Genomic DNA, 19103 nt, shown 5'->3' on the forward strand with positions numbered 1-19103 from the left:
CCGTTCTCAACGGGGTGCTGACTGACTGTTTTTGCTCGCGCAAAGCAGGAGAAGGCTGAGAAAAAACCCGTCGAACCTGATCCGGTTAATACCGGCGAAGGGATTTGAGAGTGCAGTTCGCTGACTCAAACTCCTTTGCCACGCCTACTCTTTTTCAAGGTAAAAGTTGGAGTGCAAAGTGTTTAAAAAATTATTGCCCTGCCTGTTGATCGTTTCGGCGCCCGCGCTGGCCGCCAAGCCCGTGCTGACCGTTTATACCTACGACTCCTTCTCGGCCGATTGGGGCCCGGGCCCTGCCATCAAGAAAGCCTTTGAAGCCGACTGCGGCTGCGAGCTTAAATACGTGCCGCTCGAAGACGGCGTGTCGCTGCTCAATCGCCTGCGCATGGAGGGGAAAAACAGCCCGGCCGACGTTGTGGTTGGACTCGATAACAACCTGCTGCAAGCCGCAGAACAGACCGGCTTATTCACTAAACCTGCCGTCGAAAAAACCACGCTCGACATTCCGGGCGGCTGGACTGACAGCACCTTTGTGCCTTATGACTACGGCTATTTCGCCTTCGTCTATAACAAGGACAAGCTGAAAAACCCGCCGAAAAGCCTGCAAGAGCTGTTCGACAGCCCGCAGCCGTGGAAGATTATTTACGAAGATCCGCGTACCAGCACGCCGGGTCTGGGCCTGCTGCTGTGGGTGCAAAAAGTTTACGGCGATAAAGCGCCTGAAGCGTGGCAGAAGCTGGCGAAGAAAACCGTCACCGTCACTAAAGGCTGGAGCGAGGCCTACGGTCTGTTCCTCAAGGGTGAAAGCGATTTGGTGCTGAGCTACACCACCTCTCCGGCTTATCACATTATCGAAGAGAAAAAAGATAACTACGCGGCAGCCAACTTCTCGGAAGGTCACTACATGCAGGTTGAAGTTGCGGGCCAGCTGGCCGCCAGCAAACAGCCAGCGCTGGCCGCGAAGTTTATGAAATTCGTCACCACGCCGGGATTCCAGAAAGCCATTCCAACCGGCAACTGGATGTATCCTGTTGTTAATACGCCTTTACCGGCCGGATACGACAAACTGACCGTGCCGACTATTTCGCTGCAATACAGCGCCAAAACGGTCGCCGATAATCGCGCGCAATGGATTCAGGCATGGCAGAACGCCGTCAGCCACTAATCCCGGTCTGGCTGTGGCCGGGCGCGGTCGCCGCAACGATTATCCTGCTGGTCGCCTTTTTGGCGCTCGGCTCGCTGCTGCGCCACGCGCCCGCGCTTTCTCTGCGCGCCGTCTGGCAGGATAATTACCTGTGGCACGTGATTCGCTTCACCTTCTGGCAGGCGCTGCTTTCGGCGCTGTGCTCCGTACTGCCCGCTATTTTGCTGGCGCGAAGCCTCTATCGGCGGCGTTTTCCGGGGCGTCAGTGGCTGCTTAGACTCTGCGCCATGACGCTGGTTTTGCCCGTGTTAGTCGCCGTGTTCGGCATTCTCAGCGTCTATGGTCGCGAAGGCTGGCTGGCGCAGCTGTGCGCCGCGCTGGGTATTCGCTACGCCTTTTCGCCCTACGGCTTGCAGGGCATTTTGCTCGCCCACGTGTTTTTCAATTTGCCCCTCGCCACGCGTCTTCTGCTGCAATCCCTTGAAAACGTAGCCATTGAGCAACGCCAAATAGCGGCCCAGCTTGGGATGAACGGCTGGCAGCTGTTCCGTTTTGTCGAATGGCCCGCGTTGAAAAGGCAGATTCTGCCCGCCGCTGCGCTGATATTTATGCTCTGTTTCGCCAGTTTCGCGACCGTGCTGTCGCTGGGCGGCGGCCCGAAAGCCACCACCATCGAGCTGGCTATCTATCAGGCGTTGAGTTACGACTATGACCTCGGACGCGCGGCGCTGCTGGCGCTTATCCAGCTGGTTTGCTGTTTGGGTCTGGTGTTGCTGAGCCAGAAATTGAGTCAGGCGCTGCCGGTCGGCCACACGCACGCCCAGCGCTGGCGCGATCCCGCCGATTCTATTGGGCGAAAGATTGCTGACGTGGTGCTGATTGCTCTGGCTTTACTGCTCATTCTGCCGCCTTTAATCGCCGTATTGATTGGCGGCATCAATCAGTCATTACTCGACGTGCTGCATCAAACCGCCCTGTGGCAAGCGCTGTGGATGTCGGTTCGTCTGGCGCTCGGCAGTGGTTTGCTGTGCCTGCTGCTTGCGATGATGCTGTTGTGGAGCAGCCGAGAGCTGCGCCTGCGCCAGCGACAAAATTGGGGCCAAGGTCTGGAGCTGTCGGGCATGCTGATTCTGGCGATGCCGGGCATTGTGCTGGCGACCGGCTTCTTTCTTTTACTCAGCGATACCGTTGGCTTGCCGCAGTCGCCGTGGATGCTGGTGATTTTGACCAACGCGCTGATGGCGATTCCTTACACCTTGAAAGTATTGGAAAATCCAATGCGTGACGTGGCCGAACGCTACTCACTGCTTTGCCTTTCACTGGATCTGCGCGGCTGGAACCGGCTGCGCTGGATTGAATTAAGTGCGCTTAAACGGCCGATGACACAGGCACTAGCCTTTGCCTGCGTACTGTCGCTGGGTGATTTTGGCGTTATCGCGCTGTTTGGTAATGAGAATTTCCGCACGCTGCCTTTTTATCTTTATCAGCAGATGGGCTCTTACCGCAGTCAGCAAGGTGCCGTAACCGCCATGTTGCTGCTGATACTCTGTTTCCTGTTGTTCACGATTATCGAAAGATTACCGGGTCGCCATGCTGACACTCAATAAAGTTACCTATCTCTATGAACACCTGCCCATGCGTTTTGACCTGCACATCGCGGCCGGTGAACGTGTCGCGGTCCTTGGCCCAAGCGGCGCGGGTAAAAGCACGCTGCTCAGCCTAATCGCCGGTTTTCTTGCGCCGGGCATGGGAAAAATCGAGATTAACGGGCAGGATCACAGCCACACTCCGCCCGCCAAAAGGCCGGTTTCGATGCTGTTTCAGGAGAACAATCTTTTCTCGCACCTGACCGTGCGGCAAAACATGGGGCTTGGCTTGCATCCGGGACTTAAACTCGACGCGCAGCAGAAGCAGCGTCTGGAAGAGATTGCCGCACAGGTAGGATTGGCCGACTACCTCGACCGCCTGCCTTCGCAGCTTTCGGGCGGCCAGCGCCAGCGTGTAGCTCTGGCGCGCTGTCTGTTACGCAGTCAACCCGTTCTGTTGCTCGACGAGCCTTTCTCCGCGCTCGATCCTGCGCTGCGCAACGAGATGCTTTCACTGCTCGATAAAGTCTGCCACCAGCAGCAGCTCACCTTGCTGATGGTGTCGCATAATCTCGACGACGCCGCCCGCATCGCCGAACGCACCCTGCTCATCGTCGATGGCCGCGTCTATTACGACGGCCCAACGCAATCACTCATCGACGGCAGCGCCCCCGAAGCCTCTATCCTCGGCATCATCAAGAAATAACTTTTTAACTACAACCCCCCTCCCGCTAAGTCATTGGCGCTAGAGCAAGGCGGCAAGCGAGAGAGCCCGATGAGCTGACTCAGGTCAGTGATTTGGGCGAACAAACGCAGCCAACACAGCTATCGCGTCAATGACGACGCGGAAAGTGAGAGAAGCCCGATGAGCTGACACAGGTCAGTGATTTGGGCGAACAAACGCAGCCAACACAGCTATCGCGTCAATGACGACGCGGGTTAGCGAGTGATGACGTGGTAAAGGAGATGTGCGTAAATTGGCATTAAAGGCTGTTGGCTGAGCATAAAAATACTGTAAGCCGTTGCAGCCAAACTGATAACCGTTACCCAGCGTAAACGCGTCAACGGCAGCCATTTTGTCAGCGCATCCGGATTCGCCTTGCCTGAACGCGCCCAGCGCCATACCAGCCAGCCGCTTAACCAGATCAGCACCACGGTAACGAACAGCAGCCATTTGAAGGTTGTACTGTCGGCGCTGTGCGGAATATCAATCGCCACTCCAGCTAGAATTCCCGGCAAGAAATAAACCGGCGGCCAGGTAATACAGCCCACTATATTCGGCGGTGCAAACTTGTAGGGCGGCAGGTTAAGCATGCCCGCAAGCAGCGGCACCAGCGGCCTTGTCGGACCAATAAAGCGGCCAAGAATCACTGTCGCAAAAGAGTGTTTTTCGAGCGCGTTACCTGTTTTGTCGAGCAGCGCCTGATAGCGTTTCAAAAACGACCAGTTATGCAGCGGCTCCTTGAAACCTCGGCCAATAAAATAAGAGGCCCAATCGCCAAGAAAACAGCCGACGCCAGCCGCCAGCCAGGCTTCGTACAGCCCGACTTGACCGCTGCCAATCAGCGCACCCAAGGTCGCCATCATCACCGTGCCCGGCAATAGTAATCCCACCAGCGCCAACGACTCGAAAAACGCGACGACACAAACAAGAGCAAGCGCGAAACCCACTGACTGAGCGACCAAATGTTGTAAATAGGCTTCCATAAAATTCCAGAGTAAAGGTACGCACTCAGCTTACAGCACGGTAAACCTGTTAGGTTTAAGGTTTAAAAATAAAGAGCTGGAATTGTCGGTAAATGGTAAAGGCGAGTCAACCTGCTAATTGTATGCGCATCTGATCCCATGCCTTTTCTCAACACGCGAACTGTATAAATAACCATGCTATATTTAGCGCATTAGCTTCTGTTTAGCGCATTAACTTCTGTTGCACCAAACTGAATGCTTCACCCTGAACGCTCTATCCTATCGCGCCACCTGTTGTACCAACGTTTATCGAGGCCATTATCAACCACGTCACTGCGCCACAACATTCTTCCTCCGAGCCACGTCAGGGTTTTGTTCTGACCCGCCACTGGCGCGATACGCCGCAGGGGACGGAGGTCGAATTATGGCTCGCGACCGAGCACGGTCCGCAGAAGGTTCGCCTGCCGCCGCAGGAATCGGTCGCCTTTTTGCCGGTCGAGCAGCAAGCCGATGCCGAAAAACTGTTGGTCGGCGAAAGAAATTATAGCCTGCGTCCGTTGCCGCTCAAGGATTTCAGCCTGCGGCCGGTTTTAGGCCTGTATTGCGCCAGCCATCGTCAGCTTATGCGCATAGAAAAAACGCTGCGCGACGGCGGCATCAGCCTGTACGAAGCCGATATCCGCCCGCCGGATCGCTTCCTGATGGAGCGCTATATCACCGCGCCCGTGTGGTTTACCGGCACCCCCACCGGTGACGGCACGCTAATTAATGCCAAAATGAAGCCCGCCGAAACCTACCGGCCTACCCTGAAGCTTTGTTCGCTGGATATCGAAACAAGCGGCAACGGCGAGCTTTATTGCATTGGTCTCGAAGGCTGCGGCCAGCGCGACGTGTACATGCTCGGCCCTGCCAACGGTACGCCGGGCAGCCACGGCGATTTTAATCTGGAATATGTCGATAGCCGCCCGCTGCTGCTGCAAAAACTCAATGAATGGCTGGAGCGCAATGACCCCGACGCGATTATTGGCTGGAGCGTGGTGCAATTTGACCTGCGCGTGCTGCAGAAACACGCCGATCGTTACAAGATCCCGCTGCGTTTTGGCCGCGATGGCAGCGCCCTCGAGTGGCGTGAACACGGCTTCAAGCAGGGACACTTTTTTGCGCAGGCGGCGGGCCGTTTACTGGTCGACGGGATTGAAGCACTAAAATCTGCGACCTGGAACTTCCCCTCCTTCAGTTTGGAATACGTCTCGCAAACTTTACTCGGCGAAGGAAAGGCGATTGACAACCCCTACCAGCGTCTGGCAGAAATTGAGCAACGTTTTCGTCAGGATAAACCGGCCCTCGCCCGGTATAATCTGAAGGACTGCGAGCTGGTAACGCGTATTTTCGAGAAGACCGAACTGCTCGCCTTTTTGCTGGAAAGGGCGTCGGTGACGGGTCTGGCGGCGGATCGCAACGGCGGGTCGGTCGCGGCATTCACTCACCTGTATCTGCCGCGCATGCATCGAATCGGCTATGTCGCGCCAAATCGCGGCGATCGTCCGGAAGAAAACAGTCCCGGCGGATTTGTGATGGACTCGCGCCCCGGCCTGTATGATTCGGTGCTGGTGCTCGATTATAAAAGTCTGTATCCGTCGATTATTCGCACCTTTTTGATTGATCCTGTCGGGCTGGTGACGGGTCTCGACAACCCCGATCCCGCGCATTCTATCCCGGGTTTTCGAGGCGCCCATTTTTCACGGACCCAGCACTGTCTGCCGGAAATAGTGCGTCAAATCTGGCAGGGTCGCGAGGCTGCGAAGAAGCAAAAAAATCAGCCGTTGTCGCAGGCGCTGAAAATTATCATGAACGCGCTGTATGGCGTTTTGGGCACGCCTAGCTGCCGCTTTTTTGATTCAAGGCTCGCCTCATCTATCACTCTGCGCGGGCATGACATCATGCAGCAGACCCGCAGACTGATTGAAGAAGAAGGCTTTGAAGTGATTTATGGCGATACCGATTCGACCTTTGTCTGGCTCAGGCGCGCGCATGAGGCGGACGAAGCCAACGAGATTGGCAAACGGCTGGTCGAAAAGGTCAATCTTTGGTGGCAGGCGCATCTTGAAGAAGAATATGGCCTGGAAAGTGCGCTTGAACTGGAGTTTGAAACCCATTATCAGCGCTTTTTGATGCCCACTATTCGCGGATCAGATCAGGGCAGCAAGAAGCGTTATGCCGGATTAGTGATTAACGACGACGGCGAGCACATCGTCTATAAAGGCCTTGAAACGGTGCGCACCGACTGGACGCCGCTGGCGCAGACTTTCCAGCAGGCGCTGTATCAGCGTATTTTCCATCATCAGCCTTATCAGGATTACATTCGTGATTACGTCAGCAGCACGCTGAACGGCGAATTTGACGACCGGCTGATTTATCGCAAACGCCTGCGCCGTCGTTTGACCGAATATGAGCGCAACGTGCCGCCTCACGTGCGCGCGGCAAGGCTGGCAGACGAGTATAATCAGGCTAACGGACGGGCGTTGCAGTACCAAAACGGCGGCTGGATAAGCTACATGATGACCACGTCTGGCCCCGAGCCGCTGGAAAATCGCGTTTCGCCTATCGATTACGATCATTACATCGAGAAGCAGCTGGAACCTGTAGCCGACGGCATTCTACCGTTTCTGCATGACGATTTTGCTACACTGATCACGGGGCAAATGGGATTGTTTTAATCAGAAGGCGCAATGACAGGTGACGAATGGCCCACCTTCAATTAACATAGCGCCCTTTCCCGTTTCTTATCTAACCTCGCACATTTAATGACTCCACGCCTCTCGGGCGGGGATTGAAAAGCTATTACGTAAAATTTAGTACTAACAGTTAAGGGCCCGATTACCTGCTCGTTAAAGGTGGCCCCAATCAGTCAGACACAGAGAGACATTATGCCCTTTACACTTGGTCAACGCTGGATCAGCGATACGGAAAGCGAATTAGGTTTAGGTACTATCGTGGCGGTCGATGCGCGCATGGTTACCGTGCTTTTCCCCGCTACTGGTGAAAACCGCCTGTATGCCAGAAATGATTCACCCATCACCCGCGTAATGTTTAATCCGGGCGATACCATCAGTTGTCACGAGGGATGGCAGCTGAAAGTTGAAGAAGTCGTTGAGGACAAAGGTCTGCTCACTTATGTGGGGACACGTCTGGACACCGAGGAAGAAGGTGTCGCGATGCGCGAGGTGCTGCTCGACAGCAAGCTGACTTTCAGCAAGCCTCAGGACCGTCTGTTTGCGGGTCAAATCGATCGCATGGACCGTTTTGCGCTGCGTTTTCGTGCGCGTAAATATCAGCGTGAACAGTTCCGTCTGGAGTTTGGCGGCCTGCGCGGTATGCGCGCCAGCCTGATCCCGCACCAGCTGCACATCGCCTATGAAGTGGGTCAGCGTCACGCGCCGCGCGTCCTGTTGGCGGATGAAGTCGGTTTGGGTAAAACCATTGAAGCCGGGATGATAATCCACCAGCAGCTGCTGTCTGGTCGCGCCGAACGCGTGCTGATCGTGGTGCCTGAAACGCTGCAACACCAGTGGCTGGTCGAAATGCTGCGCCGCTTCAACCTGCGTTTCTCTCTGTTTGATGACGATCGCTACGCCGAGTCGCGTCACGACGCAACTAACCCGTTCGAGTCAGAGCAGCTGGTTATCTGTTCTCTTGATTTCGTGCGCCGCAACAAGCAGCGTCTTGAAGAGCTGAACGACGCCGAATGGGACATGCTGGTCGTCGACGAAGCGCACCATCTGGTGTGGAGCGAAGACGCGCCAAGCCGTGAATACATGGTGATTGAGCAGCTGTCGCAAAATATTCCGAGCGTGCTGCTGCTGACGGCAACGCCAGAGCAGCTGGGTCAGGAAAGCCACTTTGCGCGCCTGCGCCTGCTCGATCCCGATCGTTTCCACGATTACGAAGAATTTATCGAAGAACAGAATCAGTATCAGCCGGTGGCTGACGCCGTCACCCTGTTGCTCAACAAACAGCCGCTGACTTCTGACGCGCTGGCGCTGCTGGGCGAACGCGTGGGCAATGCCGACGTCGATAACCTGCTGGCCGCCGCTAATAAGGGCGACGAAGACGCGGCTAAAAAGCTGGTTGCGATGCTGATGGACCGCCACGGCACCAGCCGCGTGCTGTTCCGTAACACCCGTAACGGCGTGAAAGGCTTCCCGCAGCGTCATCTTGAATCCATCAAGTTACCGTTGCCGACCCAGTATCAAACCGCGATTAAAGTCTCGGGCATCATGGGCAGCAAGAAAACTCAGGAAGCGCGCGCGCTGGACATGCTTTATCCGGAGCAAATCTATCAGGAATTTGAAGGCGACAACGCCACCTGGTGGAACTTCGACCCGCGCGTCGAGTGGCTGCTTGGCTATCTGACCGCCAACCGTGACAAGAAAGTGCTGGTGATCTGCGCCAAGGCCGCGACCGCGCTGCAATTGGAGCAGGTTCTGCGTGAGCGCGAGGCGATTCGTGCCGCCGTGTTCCACGAAGGTCTGTCGATTATCGAACGTGACCGCGCCGCCGCCTATTTCGCTTCCGAAGAAGATGGCGCGCAGGTATTGCTGTGTTCCGAAATCGGTTCCGAAGGCCGCAACTTCCAGTTCGCCAGCAAAATGGTGATGTTTGACCTGCCGTTTAACCCGGATCTGCTGGAGCAGCGTATTGGTCGTCTCGACCGTATCGGCCAGCAGAATGACATCGAAATCATGGTGCCTTATCTGGAGCAAACCGCGCAGGCTATCCTGTTACGCTGGTTCCACGAAGGTCTGGATGCGTTCGAACACACCTGCCCGACCGGCCGTACTATTTATGACGGCAGCTATCAGGCGCTGATCGGCTTCCTCGCGACGCCTGCCGAGCAGGAAGGTCTGGACGAATTTATCGTCACCTGCCGCGAGCAGCACGACGCTCTGAAACAGCAGCTGGAACAGGGCCGCGACCGCCTGCTCGAGATGCATTCCAACGGCGGCGAACCGGCTCAGGCGCTGGCGAAGGCAATTGGCGAGCAGGACAACGACGTCAATCTGGTGAATTTTGCGCTCAATCTGTTTGATATCGTGGGTATTAATCAGGAAGACCGCAGCGATAACCTGATCATTCTGACCCCGTCCGATCACATGCTGGTACCTGATTTCCCAGGGCTTCCGCAGGATGGTTGCACGGTAACCTTCGACCGTGAACAGGCGCTGTCTCGCGAAGATGCGCAGTTTATCAGCTGGGAACACCCGATTATTCGCAACGGTCTGGATCTCATCCTTTCCGGCGATACCGGCAGCTGTGCCGTTTCTATTTTGAAAAACAAGGCGCTGCCAGTAGGCACGCTGCTGGTTGAGTTGCTCTACGTGGTTGAGTGTCAGGCACCGAAGCATCTGCAGCTGACCCGCTTCCTGCCGCCAACGCCGGTGCGCATGTTGATGGATAAAAACGGCACCAATCTGGCCGCTCAGGTTGAGTTCGAAAGCTTTAACCGCCAGCTGAATGCGATTAATCGTCACAACTCCAGCAAACTGGTTAACGCCGTGCAGCAAGACGTTCACGCGATGCTGTTGCAGGCCGAGCCGCTGGTGGCCGTCGAAGCGCAGGCGTTAATCGAAGCCGCGAAAATCGAAGCTAACCAACAGCTAACTGAAGAACTTGAACGTTTGAAAGCGCTGAAAGAAGTGAACCCGAATATTCGCGACGACGAGCTGGAGTCGGTGGAATCAAACCGTCAGCAGGTGCTCAACAGTCTTAACGATGCGAATTGGCGTCTCGATGCCATTCGTCTGGTCGTGGTAAGCCATCAATGATAACGCCACCACCGTCGAACATTCTGCCACTTGAAAACTACCATCCGCCCACGGATCCGTGGCTGCGGGTGCTGTTCCAGGACGAACATCTGATGGTGGTGAACAAGCCAAGCGGCCTGCTTTCTGTTCCGGGCAAGGCCGCCGAGCATCACGACAGTCTGATGACCCGTATTCAGCGCGATTTTCCGATTGCAGAATCGGTCCATCGTCTGGACCTGTCGACCAGCGGCGTGATTGCCGTGGCGCTGACCAAAGAGGCTGAACGCGAGCTTAAACGTCAGTTCCGCGAGCGCGAAACCAAGAAAGCCTATATTGCGCGGGTGTGGGGACACATGGCGGAAGATTACGGCATCATCGATTTGCCGCTGATCTGCGACTACCCGAATCGTCCGAAGCAGAAGGTTTGCTATGAAACCGGCAAGAAAGCGCTGACTCAGTATGAGGTGCTTTCTTATGATAATGACGGCACGACGCGAGTAAAATTGCGTCCGATTACGGGCCGTTCGCACCAGCTGCGCGTTCACCTGCTGGCGCTGGGGCATCCGATTCTTGGCGACAAGTTTTATGCGCATCCAGAAGCGCTGGCGATGGCGCCTCGTTTGCAGCTGCACGCGCAGGAGCTCTCAATTTATCATCCGATTACCGATGAGCCGATGACCTTTAGCTGCGATCCGGATTTTTAGAAACGGACCTTGCTTCTGTCGTTCCGTTTTATTAAAAGTAAAAAGCAAAACGCCGTGATTTAACTCACGGCGTTTTTTTGGCTTCTATTGTTTACTTCAGAAGCTGACCTCAACGATCTACAACGGCAGACGCGTTATTTGAAGCCTTTCTCACGCTTGATCAGGTCATAAGCGGCTTGAATCGCCTGCGCTTTTTGCTTGGCCATCTCCATCATTTCTGGCGGCAAACCTTTTGCCACCAGCTTGTCGGGATGATGCTCGCTCATCAGCTTGCGGTAGGCGCGCTTGATGGTCGTGACGTCGTCGGTTGCCGCCACGCCCAGCACTTTACAGGCATCGGCAAGCGTTGGGCCGTGAGGCGTCCGCCGATGATTGCCTGAATAGCCGCCCTGCGAATAGCCGTTGCCCTGAGCATACCCGTTGCCTTGACCCGAACCCTGATAGCCGCCGCCAAACTGCTGGCCGCCCTCCATCATCGAGAGGAACTGGTCAAACTGATGACGCGAAATGCCCAGCTCTTCGGCAAGCACGTAGAGCACCGTTCGCTGGTTCGGATGCAGCGAACCCCCGGCGTATGCCGCCTGAATCTGAATTTCCAGAAAAGTGCGGATCAGGTCGAAACGGCCAAAGCACACGCTGCGCATTTCACGCATTTTCTCGCGCAGAGGATAAGTACCGCCCTTGCCGATTCGAAACGCCTGCTGCGCCGACTCACGCTGTGCGCCGTGCAGCTGCATGCGGTCCATAAACAGGCTCGCAATCTGAATATCTGCTTCTGTCACTCGTCCTTTTGATTTGGTTAAATGCCCCATCACCTCAAAGGTGGTGCGGAAAAAAATGGTTTGACGTGTTTGCTGATCGGCAAAAAATCCACGGCTTCTCGCGGCGCGTGCCTTATCAACCATGTGTCCGATCAACAACCCCAATACGATTCCCCAGAAGCCTACACCAGACAGATAGCCCAATATAAGTCCGAGCAGCTTTCCCCAATACTGCATATACTCCTCAATTCACAATGCCGTCGCGTAAGATTTGCTTTATCATAACCGGCATTTATCGCTGTGCCTAACGGCGACAGCGTTAACACCGCGGATTTAACACTAGCGCAACGATGATGAGTAAGATAGTCTCTGACCGTTTGCCGGCATGACGCCTCTGATGACGGAACACACATTTTACGTATGAAAAATAGACGTATGAAAAAAAGCTTCCCCACCCTGCTGGCCACAATGATTTGGACGGCACTTTATAGCCAGGGCGCGCTGGCCGATCTCGCTGAACAATGCATGCTCGGTGTGCCGACCTATGATAAACCTCTGGTTCAGGGCGATCCCAATCAGCTTCCTGTGACTATCCACGCCGACAATCTTCAGGGTAATTATCCCGACAGCGCGGTGTACACCGGCAATGTGACGGTTGAGCAGGGTAACAGTTCGTTGAAAGCGGACCAGGTTCAGCTGAATCAAATTTCTCATCCTAACGAGACCACGCCGCTGCGCACCGCGACGGCGACCGGCGACGTGCTGTATTTCGATAATCAGGTCAAACTGAAAGGGCCAAAAGCCTTCTCCAACCTGAATACCAAAGATACCGACGTCGAGAAAGGCGATTACCAGATGGTAGGTCGTCAGGGCCGTGGTACCGCGGATTTGATGAAGCAGCGCGACAACAACCGTTATACCATTTTGAACAACGGCACCTTTACCTCCTGTCTACCCGGCGATAATAGCTGGAGCGTGGTAGGAACGACCGTTATCGAAGACCGTCAGGAAGAGTTGGCCGAAATCTGGAACGCCCGTTTTCACATTGGCCCGGTTCCGGTGTTCTACAGTCCGTATATGCAGCTTCCTATCGGCGATCGTCGTCGTTCCGGCTTCCTGATCCCGAACGCCAAATATGGCAGCAATAACGGTTTCGAGCTGATCGTTCCTTATTACTGGAACATCGCGCCAAACTACGATGCAACGATTACTCCGCACTATATGAGTAAGCGTGGCACGCAGCTGCAAAACGAATTCCGCTACCTGACCGTCGCCGGTTCGGGCGTGATGGAATTCGATTATCTGGCCAATGACAAACTGGTAGAAGACGATCACCCAAGCGTGGATAAAACCAAGCGCTGGATGTACTACTGGAGCCATAACGGCGTCTACGATCAGGTGTGGCGCTTCAACGTTGACTACACCAAAGTCAGTGATCCTTACTACTTTACCGATCTGGATTCCAAATACGGATCGACGACCGACGGTTATGCTGCTCAAAAATTCAGCGTAGGGTATGCTGATGAAAATTGGGATGCGACGCTGTCGACCAAACAGTTCCAGATTTTCGCCGACACCACCACGACCAGTACTAACGTCTACCGCGCCATGCCGCAGCTGGACCTTAACTACTATAAAGACGATATCGGTCCGTTTAATTTCCATACTTACGGACAGGTGGCGAAATTCACCAACGTTAACCCGATCTATCCAAATGCGACCCGCTGGCATATCGCGCCGCAGATTGACCTGCCGCTGAGCAATCGCTGGGGCAGCTGGGATAACGAAGTCAAGGTCATGGCGACCCACTATGAGCAGGACATCCCGAACAGCTACAACGAGATGTTCCCGGACAACAAGCTCAAAAGTACCTACAACCGCGTTTTACCCGAGTTTAAAAGCGACGGTAAAATGGTGTTTGACCGTCCGATGGACTGGAATCCAGGCTACACGCAGACGTTGGAACCGCGTTTGCAGTACCTCTATATTCCGTATCGCGACCAGAGCGCCGTGCAGCAATATGACTCCACGCTGCTGCAAACCGACTATACTGGCCTGTTCCGCGACAGAAGCTACAGCGGTTTAGACCGTATTGCTTCGGCCAACCAGCTGGCGTCGGGCGTGACTACGCGTATTTACGATGACAGCCTGGTTGAACGTTTCAACGTTTCTGCCGGTCAGATCTACTACTTCACGCCTCCACGTACCGGCGATGCGAGCAGTAGTTTAGACAAGAACGACGACAAAGGTAGCATGGTGTGGGCAGGCGACACCTACTACAAAATCAACGATACGCTGGCCTTCCGCGGCGGATTGCAGTACGACGCGCGTCTTGATGCGCTGGCAGTGGGCGATGCGATTCTCGAATACCGTTCCGCCGCCGAAAAAATGGTTCAGTTGAGCTACCGTTATGCCAGCCCCGAATATATTGAGGCAACGTTACCGAATCTGACCAACCCGGGATATCAGCAGGGTATTTCTCAGGCGGGAATTATCGGCAGCTGGCCGATTGCCGACCGTTGGGCCGTTGTCGCCGCGTATTACTACGACACCAAAGCCAAGCAGACAGCCGATTCCTTGCTGGGCGTGCAGTACAGCACCTGTTGCTGGGCGGTTAACTTCGGTTATGAACGTCGAATTACTGAATGGGATTACACGAGTTCTACGCCTGGCAGCGTTTATGACAACCGTATTTCATTTAACATTGAACTTCGTGGCCTAAGCAGCAATCAAAGCCTGGGTACCAAAGAAATGTTAGCCAGTGGCATACTGCCTTATCAACGCGCTTTCTAGATTTTAAACGTCTGACGTTTTTGAAACCGAGCTTTCAGGAACGTCAGGCTTTGAACGCCCGTTGAATTCAGTAAACTTGAAACTTGAACCCGCATTTGCGGATTAAAATAAATGGATAAAGTATGAAGAACTGGAGAACACTTCTCCTCGGCGCGGTGCTTTGTGCCAACACCGCGATCGCAGCACCTCAAGAGGTTGATAAAGTCGCCGCTGTTGTAGACAACGGCGTCGTTCTGGAAAGCGAAGTCAATGACATGCTGCAATCCGTACAGCAGCAGGCAAAAGAAGCAAAACAGCAGCTTCCCGATGAAAAAACGCTGCGTCGCCAGATTCTCGATCGCCTGATTATGGACAATATCCAGCTCCAGATGGCGACAAAAATGGGCATCACGCTGACTGACGATGACGTTAACAAAGCCATCGCCAACATCGCGCAGCAGAACAACATTACTGTCGATCAGCTGCGTAGCCGTCTGGCTTATGAAGGCCTGAACTACAACACTTACCGCAGCCAGATTCGCAAAGAGATCCTGATTTCTCAGGTGCGTAACGGTGAAGTTCGCCGTCGTGTAACCATTCTGCCGCAGGAAGTTGACGCGCTGTCCAAACAGCTGGTTGCGCAGACCGGTAACGAAGCCGAATACAACCTCAGCAACATTTTGCTGCCTCTGCCGCAGAACCCGACGCAGGATCAGGTTAATCAGACCGAAATGCTGGCTAAAAAGCTGGTAAGCGACCTGAACCGTGGCGCCGATTTTGCAAAAACTGCCATGACCTACTCTGCCGATCCGCACGCGCTGGACGGCGGTAAAATGGGCTGGGGCAAGTTGCAGGGTCTGCCTTCACTGTTTGCCGAAGCGCTGGCTAACGCGAAGAAAGGTCAGGTTGTCGGCCCGATTCGTTCAGGTGTTGGTTTCCACATCCTGAAAATCAACGACATCCGTGACGTTGACCAAAAAGTTTCCGTGACCGAAGTTCACGCTCGCCACATTCTGCTCAAAACCTCCGTGGTTCTGACAGATGCGCAGGCGCAGGCTAAACTTCAACAGGTCGCCACGGCAATTCGTGCAGGTCGTGCAAACTTTGCCGACGAAGCGAAACAGCTGTCGCAGGATCCGGGTTCAGCCAATCAGGGCGGCGATCTGGGTTGGGCTTCGCCTGACATGTACGATCCGGCGTTCCGCGATGCGTTGCTGAAACTGAAAAAAGGCGAACTTAGTGCACCAGTGCGCTCTTCATTCGGCTGGCATTTGATTCAGCTGCTGGATACCCGTCAGGTTGACCGCACCGATGCCGTGCAGAAAGACAAGGCTTACCGCCTGTTGTTCAACCGTAAATTTGCCGAAGAGGCACAGTCCTGGATGCAGGAACAGCGTGCTCAGTCGTACGTGAAAATTCTGGATGGCAATGGACAATAATTCCCATGTGACGCAATCCGTGGTCATTACCCCCGGCGAACCTGCCGGGGTTGGACCCGATTTGGTACTCGCACTGGCTCAACGGGACTGGCCCGTTGAGCTTGTCGTTTGTGCCTGCCCGTCTTTGCTGCTTTCACGCGCCAAGGCGTTGAACCTCCCTATTCGGTTACTCGATTATCGTCCGGGCTTTGCCAAACCGCAGGCCGCCGGCACCTTAACCGTGTTGCCGGTGCAACTGGCCGAGGCTGTTACGCCGGGCGAGTTGAACGTCGCCAACGGTCCGTACGTGGTCGAAACGCTGGCTCGCGCCTGCGACGGCGCGATGAACGGTGAATTCGCGGCGCTGATTACGGGTCCGGTTCAGAAAAGCATTATCAACGATGCCGGTATTGCCTTTACCGGACATACGGAATTCTTTGCCGATCGCAGCCTGTGCTCGCGCGTGGTGATGATGTTGGCGACCGAAGAGCTTCGCGTTGCGCTGGCGACGACGCATCTGCCGTTGAAAGACGTTGCCGATGCCATTACCCAGCAGAGCCTGCACGAAGTCATCACCATTCTCGACAACGATCTGAAAACCAAATTCGGTATCGCGTCCCCGCAGATTTACGTGTGCGGCCTGAATCCTCATGCAGGAGAAGGCGGCCACATGGGACGTGAAGAGATAGACACCATTACGCCAGCGCTTGATTCGCTGCGTGAAAAAGGCATCAACCTGATTGGTCCGTTGCCCGCTGACACGCTTTTTCAGCCGAAATATCTGCAACATGCCGATGCCGTGTTAGCCATGTATCACGATCAGGGCTTACCGGTGTTAAAATATCAGGGATTCGGCCGCGCCGTGAATATCACCCTCGGATTGCCTTTCATCCGCACCTCGGTGGATCACGGCACCGCGCTGGATCTCGCTGCCACCGGCAAAGCCGACGTAGGCAGCTTTATTACCGCTTTAAATCTTGCCATTAACATGGCCTCAGTCAGTAATGACAATACCTTGTCTGCCGCGACAACTTCTGTCAGCACCGACAACAACAGTAGTGATAAAACACAGCAATGAATAATCGAGTCCACCAAGGCCACTTCGCCCGTAAACGTTTTGGACAAAACTTTTTAAAAGATCAGTTTGTCATCGACAGTATCGTTTCCGCTATCCACCCAATGCCCGGCCAAGCCGTTGTTGAAATCGGCCCCGGTCTGGCGGCGTTAACCGAGCCTGTCGCGTCACGTCTTGACAGCATGACCGTCATCGAGCTTGACCGCGATTTGGCGGCCCGTCTTGAAGTGCATCCGAAAATCGGCAGCAAGCTGCGGATCATTCAGGCCGATGCCATGACCATCAACTTTGGCGAGCTTTCAGAAGAGCTGGGCCAGCCGCTGCGCGTGTTCGGCAACCTGCCTTACAACATCTCGACGCCGCTGATGTTCCACCTTTTCACCTACACCAACGCTATCAGCGACATGCATTTCATGTTGCAGAAAGAAGTGGTCAACCGTCTGGTTGCGGGTCCGAACAGCAAGGCCTATGGCCGTTTGAGCGTGATGGCACAGTATTACTGTAACGTCATTCCCGTGCTGGAAGTGCCGCCAGAATCCTTTACGCCTGCGCCTAAAGTCGATTCTGCCGTGGTACGTTTGACGCCGCACGCGGAAATCCCTTATCCGGTTTCCGACATCCGCATTCTGGCCCGTCTTACCACCGACGCGTTCAACCAGCGCCGCAAAACCGTGCGCAACAGCCTGGGTCACCTGTTCACTCCGGAACAAATGACCGAGCTGGGTCTTGATCTCTCGATGCGTGCCGAAAACATTTCTGTCGAACAGTATTGCAAGCTGGCAAACTGGATCTCAACCCGCAAGGCTAAAGATCAACAAGACAACGAACAGCAAAGCAACGAACAGCAACCTTAACCGGAGTCACGTTATGCTTAATGCGCCGCGAGTCAGTATTCAGGTCCAAAGTATCTACATTGAGTCCCAGTCGATACCGGAAGAACAGCGATATGTTTTCGCTTACACCATTACTGTGCGCAATCTCGGGCGCTTTAACGTACAGCTGCTGCGCCGTTACTGGTTGATTACCAACAGTAACGGCCACAAGACCGAGGTTCAGGGCGAAGGCGTCGTTGGCGAACAGCCGCTGATTGTTCCCGGCGGTGAATTCCACTACACCAGCGGCGCGATCCTCGAAACGCCGATGGGTACGATGGAAGGTCATTACGAAATGATCGACCACAATGGCGACGCTTTCCGCGTGGCGATCCCCGTCTTCCGCCTTGCGCTGCCCACGCTTATCAACTAAGCCTATTATTTTCGCCCCTGTTTCAAGTAAGAAGGTCAAATGTCGACATATTTAGTTGGGGATATCCACGGGTGTCTCGATGAGCTGCAAGCCCTTTTGCATCAGGTTGAATTCAATCCCGAGCACGATACTCTCTGGCTGACGGGCGATCTAGTGTCACGAGGTCCGCAATCGCTGGAAGTGTTGCGCTTTGTCAGCGGTCTGGGCGACGCGGTGCGCATGGTGCTGGGCAATCATGACCTGCATCTGTTAGCGATTTTCGCGGGCATCACGCCGAATAAACCTAAAGACAAACTCACGCCGCTGCTTGAAGCGGAAGATGCCGACACGCTGATCAACTGGCTACGCCGTCAACCCGTTTTACAGGTCGATGAAGAGCAGAAGATTATTATGGGACACGCCGGCATTACGCCTCAGTGGGACGTTGAAACCGCTAAAATGTGCGCCCGCGAAGTCGAAGCGATTTTGTCGAGCGACAGCTATCCGCTGTTCCTGAATGCGATGTACGGCGACATGCCGAACAACTGGTCGGAAGAGCTGACGGGCCTTGCTCGCCTGCGTTTCAGCACCAACGCGCTGACCCGGATGCGCTACTGTTTCCCGAACGGCCAGCTGGACATGATTTGCAAAGACGCGCCCGACGATGCGCCGCGTCCGCTCAAGCCGTGGTTCGCGTTACCGAGTCTGGTGATGGACGAAGGTTACAGCGTTATCTTTGGTCATTGGGCTTCGCTCGAAGGCAAAGGCACACCGGAAGGCGTGTACGGTCTGGATACCGGCTGTTGCTGGGGCGGCGAAATGACGCTGCTGCGCTGGGAAGATAAAGCGTATTTCACGCAGCCTTCCAATCGCAAGAAAGACAAAGATAAAGAGCACGCGTCCGTGCCGAAAGCGATGTAATTTCCTGC

13 protein-coding genes, 1 pseudogene and 1 riboswitch are annotated in these 19103 nt (G+C 54.8%); of the genes and pseudogenes, 12 read left to right on the top strand and 2 right to left on the bottom strand.

Annotation, left to right across the window (positions count from 1 at the left end):
• Positions 1 to 121, top strand: a riboswitch (TPP riboswitch).
• A 57-nt stretch (positions 122 to 178) separates the two neighbouring features.
• From thiB to thiQ, 3 genes are read left to right on the top strand one after another with little or no spacing between them, the layout of a single operon-like run.
• Positions 179 to 1165 carry a thiamine ABC transporter substrate binding subunit gene (gene thiB, locus SC206_RS17115; protein WP_332739020.1) on the top strand — a complete coding sequence of 329 codons (987 nt, stop codon included), beginning with the start codon at positions 179 to 181 and terminating at the stop codon, positions 1163 to 1165.
• Positions 1141 to 2751, top strand: a complete 1611-nt coding sequence (gene thiP / locus SC206_RS17120) for a thiamine/thiamine pyrophosphate ABC transporter permease ThiP (RefSeq protein WP_332739021.1) — start codon at positions 1141 to 1143, stop codon at positions 2749 to 2751. Before thiB ends, thiP begins: the two co-directional genes overlap by 25 nt.
• Positions 2735 to 3436 carry a thiamine ABC transporter ATP-binding protein ThiQ gene (gene thiQ / locus SC206_RS17125; RefSeq protein ID WP_332739023.1) on the top strand — a complete coding sequence of 234 codons (702 nt, stop codon included), beginning with the start codon at positions 2735 to 2737 and terminating at the stop codon, positions 3434 to 3436. Before thiP ends, thiQ begins: the two co-directional genes overlap by 17 nt.
• A 233-nt stretch (positions 3437 to 3669) precedes the next feature.
• On the opposite strand, the gene SC206_RS17130 is transcribed toward thiQ, so the two are convergent.
• A complete protein-coding gene (locus tag SC206_RS17130; protein ID WP_332739025.1) occupies positions 3670 to 4437 on the bottom strand; it encodes a DedA family protein in 768 nt (255 codons plus the stop codon).
• Positions 4438 to 4736: 299 nt separating this feature from the next.
• Between SC206_RS17130 and SC206_RS17135 the strand changes: the two genes are divergently transcribed.
• The 3 genes from SC206_RS17135 to rluA all read left to right on the top strand — a co-directional run bounded on the left by SC206_RS17135 (position 4737) and on the right by rluA (position 10924).
• The gene (locus tag SC206_RS17135) at positions 4737 to 7133 is read left to right on the top strand and encodes a DNA polymerase II (protein ID WP_332739181.1); all 2397 of its coding nucleotides are present in this window, start codon (positions 4737 to 4739) and stop codon (positions 7131 to 7133) included.
• Positions 7134 to 7343: 210 nt separating this feature from the next.
• The gene (rapA, locus tag SC206_RS17140; RefSeq protein ID WP_332739027.1) at positions 7344 to 10241 is read left to right on the top strand and encodes an RNA polymerase-associated protein RapA; all 2898 of its coding nucleotides are present in this window, start codon (positions 7344 to 7346) and stop codon (positions 10239 to 10241) included.
• Positions 10238 to 10924: a bifunctional tRNA pseudouridine(32) synthase/23S rRNA pseudouridine(746) synthase RluA gene (gene rluA / locus SC206_RS17145; protein ID WP_332739029.1), complete on the top strand. Its 687-nt coding sequence runs from the start codon at positions 10238 to 10240 to the stop codon at positions 10922 to 10924. Before rapA ends, rluA begins: the two co-directional genes overlap by 4 nt.
• 134 nt (positions 10925 to 11058) lie before the next feature.
• Here rluA and djlA read toward each other — a convergent pair whose 3' ends face one another.
• Positions 11059 to 11922 (bottom strand): co-chaperone DjlA, encoded by an 864-nt coding sequence (gene djlA / locus SC206_RS17150; RefSeq protein WP_332739031.1) that lies wholly within the window; start codon positions 11920 to 11922, stop codon positions 11059 to 11061.
• Positions 11923 to 12120: 198 nt separating this feature from the next.
• Between djlA and lptD the strand changes: the two genes are divergently transcribed.
• The 6 genes and pseudogenes from lptD (at position 12121) to apaH (ending at position 19095) form a co-directional block, all read left to right on the top strand.
• Entirely contained in the window at positions 12121 to 14478 is a 2358-nt protein-coding gene (gene lptD, locus SC206_RS17155; protein ID WP_332739183.1) for an LPS assembly protein LptD, read from the top strand.
• A 122-nt stretch (positions 14479 to 14600) separates the two neighbouring features.
• A complete protein-coding gene (gene surA / locus SC206_RS17160; protein ID WP_332739034.1) occupies positions 14601 to 15896 on the top strand; it encodes a peptidylprolyl isomerase SurA in 1296 nt (431 codons plus the stop codon).
• Positions 15886 to 16884, top strand: a pseudogene (pdxA, locus tag SC206_RS17165) (4-hydroxythreonine-4-phosphate dehydrogenase PdxA); the annotation flags it as partial. The gene surA and the pseudogene pdxA, both read left to right, overlap by 11 nt.
• Positions 16885 to 16949: 65 nt before the next feature.
• Positions 16950 to 17804, top strand: coding sequence for a 16S rRNA (adenine(1518)-N(6)/adenine(1519)-N(6))-dimethyltransferase RsmA (rsmA, locus tag SC206_RS17170; protein ID WP_332739038.1), 855 nt, complete (start codon positions 16950 to 16952; stop codon positions 17802 to 17804).
• 13 nt (positions 17805 to 17817) lie between these two features.
• Positions 17818 to 18195 carry a Co2+/Mg2+ efflux protein ApaG gene (gene apaG, locus SC206_RS17175; protein ID WP_332739040.1) on the top strand — a complete coding sequence of 126 codons (378 nt, stop codon included), beginning with the start codon at positions 17818 to 17820 and terminating at the stop codon, positions 18193 to 18195.
• Between the two features lie 39 nt (positions 18196 to 18234).
• On the top strand, positions 18235 to 19095 hold the full coding sequence (gene apaH, locus SC206_RS17180; protein ID WP_332739042.1) for a bis(5'-nucleosyl)-tetraphosphatase (symmetrical) ApaH: 861 nt from the start codon (positions 18235 to 18237) through the stop codon (positions 19093 to 19095).
• The last annotated feature ends 8 nt before the right edge of the window (positions 19096 to 19103 follow it).

Source organism: Rouxiella sp. T17 (genome assembly GCF_036663475.1).
Lineage (GTDB): Bacteria > Pseudomonadota > Gammaproteobacteria > Enterobacterales > Enterobacteriaceae > Rouxiella.

Excerpts from the sequence above, each read along its gene's own strand:
- rsmA (WP_332739038.1), top strand. The coding sequence starts at position 16,950 with ATGAATAATCGAGTCCACCAAGGCCACTTCGCCCGTAAACGTTTTGGA.
- SC206_RS17130 (WP_332739025.1), bottom strand. The coding sequence starts at position 4,437 with ATGGAAGCCTATTTACAACATTTGGTCGCTCAGTCAGTGGGTTTCGCG.
- thiP (WP_332739021.1), top strand. The coding sequence starts at position 1,141 with ATGGCAGAACGCCGTCAGCCACTAATCCCGGTCTGGCTGTGGCCGGGC.
- apaH (WP_332739042.1), top strand. The coding sequence starts at position 18,235 with ATGTCGACATATTTAGTTGGGGATATCCACGGGTGTCTCGATGAGCTG.
- surA (WP_332739034.1), top strand. The coding sequence starts at position 14,601 with ATGAAGAACTGGAGAACACTTCTCCTCGGCGCGGTGCTTTGTGCCAAC.
- thiQ (WP_332739023.1), top strand. The coding sequence starts at position 2,735 with ATGCTGACACTCAATAAAGTTACCTATCTCTATGAACACCTGCCCATG.
- apaG (WP_332739040.1), top strand. The coding sequence starts at position 17,818 with ATGCTTAATGCGCCGCGAGTCAGTATTCAGGTCCAAAGTATCTACATT.
- rluA (WP_332739029.1), top strand. The coding sequence starts at position 10,238 with ATGATAACGCCACCACCGTCGAACATTCTGCCACTTGAAAACTACCAT.
- djlA (WP_332739031.1), bottom strand. The coding sequence starts at position 11,922 with ATGCAGTATTGGGGAAAGCTGCTCGGACTTATATTGGGCTATCTGTCT.
- rapA (WP_332739027.1), top strand. The coding sequence starts at position 7,344 with ATGCCCTTTACACTTGGTCAACGCTGGATCAGCGATACGGAAAGCGAA.
- lptD (WP_332739183.1), top strand. The coding sequence starts at position 12,121 with ATGAAAAAAAGCTTCCCCACCCTGCTGGCCACAATGATTTGGACGGCA.